This window comes from Mesorhizobium sp. M2A.F.Ca.ET.037.01.1.1 (assembly GCF_003998075.1).
Lineage (GTDB): Bacteria > Pseudomonadota > Alphaproteobacteria > Rhizobiales > Rhizobiaceae > Mesorhizobium.
Window position 1 is genome coordinate 23,215 of sequence record NZ_RZSA01000006.1, and the last position, 6,173, is coordinate 29,387.

Here is a 6,173-nt window from a genome sequence, read left to right on the forward strand (position 1 = left end):
GATCCTGGAGGGACAGGCATAGATACTTCAACTCGGTGTAGTCCTCGAGGCCGTACTCGAACCTTCGCGGCCGATGCCGGACTGCTTGATGCCACCGAACGGCGCAACCTCGGTGGAGATGAGCCCCGTGTTGATGACGACCATGCCCTATTCCAGCGCCTCGGAGACACGGAAGATCCGGGATGCATCGCGGGTGTAGATGTAGGACGCGAGACCGAACTCGGTAGCGTTTGCGCGCTTGATGACCTCTTCTTCCGTATCAAATCGGAAGAGAGGCGCGACCGGCCCAAATGTCTCTTCGCGCGCGACCTTCATCTCCTGCGTTACATCGGTCAGGATCGTCGGCGTGAAGAACAGCCCACCTCTTTCGTGCGGTTCGCCGCCGGCGACGACTTGAGCACCCATTGCACATGCGTCGGCAATGTGCTCCTTCACTTGGCGGCGGCCTTCTCCTCGATGAGCGGTCCGATCGCCACGCCTTTCTCGAAGCCGTCGCCGACCTTGAGGCTCCTGACGCGCTTCGTCAACGCCGCCGCGGCGGCATCATTGATCCCGGACTGCACGTAGAGGCGGTTGGCGCACACACAGGTCTGCCCGGCATTGCGGAGTTTCGACAGGATCGCGCCTTCGACGGCAGCATCCAGGTCCGCGTCGTTGAAGACGATGAAAGGGGCGTTGCCGCCGAGTTCGAGGCCAAGGTTCTTGATCCGGCCGGAAGCCTGCCGCATCAGCGTGCGGCCAACCTGCATAGAGCCTGTGAACGTGATCTTGCGAACCTTGGTGTTCTCGCAGAACGCCTTGCCCACCATGACCGCGTCCTTCGAAGTGATCACCGAGAACAGTCCGCCCGGCAGTCCCGCGCGCTCGGCGAGCAGCGCCAGTGCCAGCGCCGAGAGCGGTGTCTGGGCGGCGGGCTTGGAGACGATGGCGCAGCCGCAGCAAGCGCTGGCGCCACCTTCCTCGCTAGCATCTCATCCGGGGAGTTCCACGGGGTGATCGCACCGACCACGCCGACCGGCTGGCGTATTACCATAATGCGCTTGTCGTCCTGATGTCCGGGAATGACGTCGCCGTAGGACGCTTGCTTCCTCGGCGAACCACTCGACGTAGGACGCGCCGTACAGGATCTCGCTGCGCGCTTCGGCGAACGGTTTGCCCATCTCGGCGGTGAGGACGGCCGCGAGATCGTTGGCATTCGCGACCATGAGGTCATGGAGGGCGCGCAGGACCCCAGCTCTCTCCTTGCCTGTGCGTCGGGTCCATTCCCGTTACGCGCGGTGCGCGGGGTCGATGGCCTGCTCCACCGTATCCCTTCCGACATCGGGGACCGACGAAACGACCGCGCCGGTCGAGGGGATTGGTCATGTCAAAGCGACGTCCGCCCGAAATCCATTCGCCGGCGACATAGGCGCGTTCGATCAGAAGAGAAGGAACGGCCAGTCCCTCCGGCATCATGGTAAGTACACCCATACCCAGAGCTCCACTTTCAAGTCTTGTAAGTATTCAGCCGCCAGGCGGATCAGATCATGAATGAGCCGCCGTTAACGTCGAGCGTGACACCCGTGAGGAAGGCAGCGTCTTCAGATGCCAGGTAGGCGACCGCAGCGGCGATGTCGTCACCGGTGCCCAGTCGGCCGACAGGAATGCTGGCGACGTAGGCCTGGTTAAGTTCGGCACCAGCCGCGGCAGCCATCGGAGTTTCGATGCGACCCGGCGCAATGGAATTCACCGTGATGTTCGCTGAGCCGACTTCAACCGCAAGGGTGCGGGCAAGGGCCATCATGCCGGCCTTTGACGCGGCATAGTGTGCTCCTGCAATCTCGGTTTTCGTTCGGCCGGCCACCGATGCGATGTTGATGATCCGGCCCCATTTCGCCGCCCGCATGTGGGGAAGACAAGCCCGGCAGCAGAGGAAGGCGCCTGTCAGATTTACTTCGAGAACCTGACGCCACTCCACGGCGAGCATCTCCTCAACCGTTGCCTTCCGTCCGCCGTGTTTCGGAGAGATTCCCGCGTTGTTGACCAGGATGTCGACCCGCCCGAATCGAGCCGATGTAGCCTGGACCATTCGCGTGACATCAGCGTCTGTGGACACATCAACGCGCACCGCCAAGGCCCGCCCAGTACAGTCCGAAGACAGGGTCGAAATGCTGGCGTTCAGGTCACTCTCGGAGAGGTCCGCCAGCACAACATTGGCGCCGGCGTTGAGAAACCGGGTGGCGATCGAAAGTCCGATGCCCCGCGCGGCGCCTGTCACCAGAGCCACCTTGCCGGCGAATGCGGTCGCGTGCGAAACCTGGTCCACGACCTACTTCTCCTACACTGTGGCGACGGGTGTCAGCGGCAAGCCGAACGAGCCGGGCAGGCGCAGAGGCGGAGCGGTAAGGAAAAACCGGCTAAGGTTATGATCTCTTAGCCACGCAGCCAAGTCCGATAGATACCAGAGCTCGTCAAGGCCAAGCTTGAATAGACAATGCTGGTGCAGCGGCAGGCCGGCGCAGTGGTCGCAGCCGTCCGGTACGCGATTCGGATACGCCTCCACCGCGAAGTTGTCGGCAACCAGCGCGGCGATACCGCAGTCGTCGATCCACCGGAGCAGCCTGTCGTCCCGCCCCTCTAGTACGGCGCAGGCATTGTGCAGAACACGCGGATCCGGGCTGCCGTCCATGTCGACAACAAGTTTGGCGAATCCGGTGTGAACGCACAGTATGTCGCCCGCCTCGACTTTAACGGACTGAGTCTGCATAGCACGCACTAGGGCATCGTAGCCGACCAGGGTTCGGTCCCGTCCATAGATCCTGCCTAGGTCAAGCAGCACGCCCCAACCTTGGACGCAGGTCTCGGCGAACTTGTCGATGCCTAATCGGCGCGCGCGAGCTCCGCCTTCGGCATCGGGTCCAAGAACATCCGTGCCGCCCCTGAAGCCATTATAATAGACGATCTCAGCGGTGCCGTCATCGTCGGTGTTGAAATGCTGCCCGATGTGGCTAAGGGCGTCCCACTGCGTCGAATATTGTGTGAATAGTGTCACGCTGTCATCGCAGGACGCGTCAATGTAATGAGTGTTCTCCAGATATAGGGGATAGTTCACCGCCGGCAGTCCCTGCTTGCGTATCGCCACATGACGACGCGGCGGCTTGCGGTTCGGATTGAGCGCAGTCCCGCCGGGGAGATCCAGTGGCAAGCTGAGGCAGAAAGCCCGGCCGGTCCTGATCTCGGCGGCCGCTTTCAGTCGGATGTCATCCGTGATCAGGTTGAGGCGCCCGACTTCGTCGTCGGCGCCGAACAGGCCCCGGTTTGCGCCTTCCGGCTTATTGTTCCATCGGTTGCCCACGTAACGCCATTCCGCTCAGTGATCCAGGGTCCCGGCAAACAGCGAAATCGGAGGATGCGCATCGGGATCCGTCATCACCTCGATGAGTGTCGGCCGCTCGGCGACGAGGGCTCGCTTGAGGACCTCCGGCAGAGCCGCAGCGTCCTCGACTCTTATCCCTTCGCAGCCACAGGCGCGCGCAATCGCCGCGTGATCAACCGCTGCAAAATGGCAGGCTGTGGTATAGGCCCCAAACTTCACGGTTTCTGCGTCCTTCTGGAAGCCGAGGATGCCGTTGTTCAGGACGACGACCGTCACCGGAATTCCCATGCGGACCATCGTCTCCAATTCGGCCCAGGAATGGGCAAAGCCGCCGTCCCCGACAAGCGCCACAACAGGTGCCGAAGGCCGCGCGACTTTTGCTCCAATGGCGAGCGGAAGGCCCCATCCGAGCCCGGCGAGCCCACGGGGTGTGAGGAAGCGCGTCCCTTCCCGTGGCGCTCGCAGATGACCGACGACCCACATCGATGAGTAGCTTGCATCAGCAGTGATGATCATCTCTGGCTGGAGCAGATTCTGCAGTTCCGCCATCACGCGTTCTGGCCTGATCCCTGCGGTTGCCTGCTTTAGAAGGGGTGCCCTGACCGTCTCGAACTGGCGCCAGGCATCGGCAATCCGCTCGGCCAGACCGGGGCGCGCCTGTGACCTTGCCTTGAGATCTTGGGTCTTGAGGGCCTGCGTGAGTGCTTTGAGGGTTTCTGCTGCATCCCCGACGAGGCGGACTGCCTCGTAGTTGCGCCCGATCTCCTGCGGGTCAAGGTCGATCTGGATGATCCTTGTACCCGGACGAATGAGGCGCCAGCTGTCGGTGCCGTTCTGGTTGTTTCGTGTTCCAACTTGCAGGATCAGGTCGGCATCCTCGACCAAGCTCCGCGTGAAGCGGCCAAGCGATGTTGGCCCTACGAGGGATCCGAGCACGCCGAATGAAAGGGGGTGGAATTCATTGACGGCACCCTTCCCCATGTTCGTCGTGAATACAGGGAGCGAGGCAAATTCCTGAAGGTTCGCCAGAGCCGATGGCGCGCCGGTGGAAAGGGCGCCCCCACCCGCCATGACCACCGGGCAATGGGCTTTCGCGATTAGGAAAGCCGCTTCGGCAATGCTGGCATCCGACGGCCGGGTCCGGTCGAGGGGCCAGGCGCTGAGGCATGCCTCGCGCTTGTGGGCGCTGGGCTGGGCTGTCTCGCGGAGCAGGTCAGCCGGCAGTAAAAGGACGGCAGGCCCCGGCCGGCCACTCGCCGCAGCCACGAACGCGGCGTCCACGTAGTCGTCAACCCGATCCGCGGTGCCAATACGGCGCGTCCACTTGGCGCAGGATGCGAAAAGCGCCAGGTGATCGAGTTCCTGAAAGGCATTCTTATCCACCTGCAGTCGCTCTACCTCCTGAATGAGAGCCACCACGGGGATGCTGGCCTTCAGGGCCTCGGCCAGCGGTGCAACGAGCAGTGCCGCTGCTGGACCGTTCTGGGCGGTGACCACCGCGACCTGTCCCGAGGCCCTCGCGAAACCATCGGCCATCGCACCACCCATATTCTCCTGGCGGTAGGCGATTTGACGGATTCCGATTTCCTCCGCAGCGAGGATCACGGCGGAAGGAAGGCTCTGACCGAATATGAACTTCACGCCGTGGCGCGACAACGCACGAGCGATTGTTACGGCAACGGTAGGTTCGATTTCTGTCATCGTGTTTCTTCCTATAGAGTTCTGAATGGTCAGGCGCAGAGTGACCGCGGCCCCAAGGCGCGTAACATGCCGTGCGGTTGACACGCTGGCACTGCCCGGGAGCCCTAACGAGTAGTGCGGATTCAGACCGCGGCGAGCATGCGGGCTGAGGCAGCTTGCATTCTGGATCTTGACCGCCACCAGATGAAGTACATGGCGACGAGCCAGAGCACGGGCAGAAGCATCAGCAGCGACGCCACCGCGGCGACGGTGGGGTCGATTTCATGCCGGATGTTTTCCCACATCTTTAAGGGAAGCGTGCGTATGGATAGACCGCTGACGAGCAAGGATATGACCACTTCGTCGAACGAATGGAGGAACGCAAAAACCGCCCCGCCGAGGATGCCTGGCCGGATCAAAGGCAGAGTCACCCTCATGAATGTCCGGAACGGCCCGGCCCGCATGCTCTTAGCGGCTTGCTCAAGACTAATGTCAAAGTTGGCCAGCGTTGCCGCGACGACAACTACGACATAGCTCATAGCGCCAATGCTGTGCGCCAAGACGATGCCTGTCTTCGATCCGACTAGGCCGAAGGATACCAGACCAAGGTAGGCTGCGATGCCGACCACGATCACCGGAAAGGTGATCGGTGCTAGGAGGACCAACGTGAGCACGTTGCGCAGCATTGGCGCGCTGCGACTGAGTCCATAGGCGGCCAGCGTGCCGAGTATGGTCGAGATTATGGTTACCGAGATTGCAATTTCGAAACTGCTCAGCGCGGCCCCGTTCCACGACGGATCGGCAAAAAACGAACGATACCATTGCACGGAAAAGCCGGATGGAGGGAATTCCAACTGCGTTCCGGCGCTAAAAGACACGATGATCACCACCACGCCCGGGAAGAGGAGAAAGAGTAGGGTGAATATGACTACCGTGATCCCTATGAACCTCCACACATGGGTGGCGTCGCCAGCGCGGTAAAGATGCATGTTCCAGCGACGCGCCCGCCGAAGCGTGCCGAGCTCAGTGAGATGTCGCACCAAGGCCCCCGCTGCGGGAAAACGGTTTCGCCGATCCGACGCAGCATTGCCTTTGGGGCCGGCCGGATTGAGTCTGAGGACGGCGAGCACCGTCATCG

General features: G+C 61.9%; 4 protein-coding genes and 1 pseudogene. All 5 read right to left on the minus strand.

Going from position 1 to position 6,173, the window contains the following annotated elements:
• Nucleotides 1–13: 13 nt before the first annotated feature.
• Nucleotides 14–1,455 (minus strand): annotated as a pseudogene (locus EOA27_RS00910) (NAD-dependent succinate-semialdehyde dehydrogenase); the annotation flags it as partial.
• A gap of 64 nt (nucleotides 1,456–1,519) precedes the next feature.
• A complete protein-coding gene (locus tag EOA27_RS00915; RefSeq protein WP_126080658.1) occupies nucleotides 1,520–2,305 on the minus strand; it encodes an SDR family NAD(P)-dependent oxidoreductase in 786 nt (261 codons plus the stop codon).
• 12 nt (nucleotides 2,306–2,317) lie between these two features.
• Nucleotides 2,318–3,334, minus strand: a complete 1,017-nt coding sequence (locus EOA27_RS00920; protein ID WP_126080657.1) for a cyclase family protein — start codon at nucleotides 3,332–3,334, stop codon at nucleotides 2,318–2,320.
• 15 nt (nucleotides 3,335–3,349) lie between these two features.
• On the minus strand, nucleotides 3,350–5,056 hold the full coding sequence (locus tag EOA27_RS00925) for an acetolactate synthase catalytic subunit (RefSeq protein ID WP_126080656.1): 1,707 nt from the start codon (nucleotides 5,054–5,056) through the stop codon (nucleotides 3,350–3,352).
• Between the two features lie 122 nt (nucleotides 5,057–5,178).
• Nucleotides 5,179–6,173: ABC transporter permease (locus EOA27_RS00930; RefSeq protein ID WP_145970237.1), on the minus strand; the 995-nt coding region annotated here is incomplete at its 5' end.

What these genes read in the sequence shown, in the direction of transcription:
- EOA27_RS00925 (WP_126080656.1), bottom strand. Translation starts at nt 5,056, where the DNA reads ATGACAGAAATCGAACCTACCGTTGCCGTAACAATCGCTCGTGCGTTG.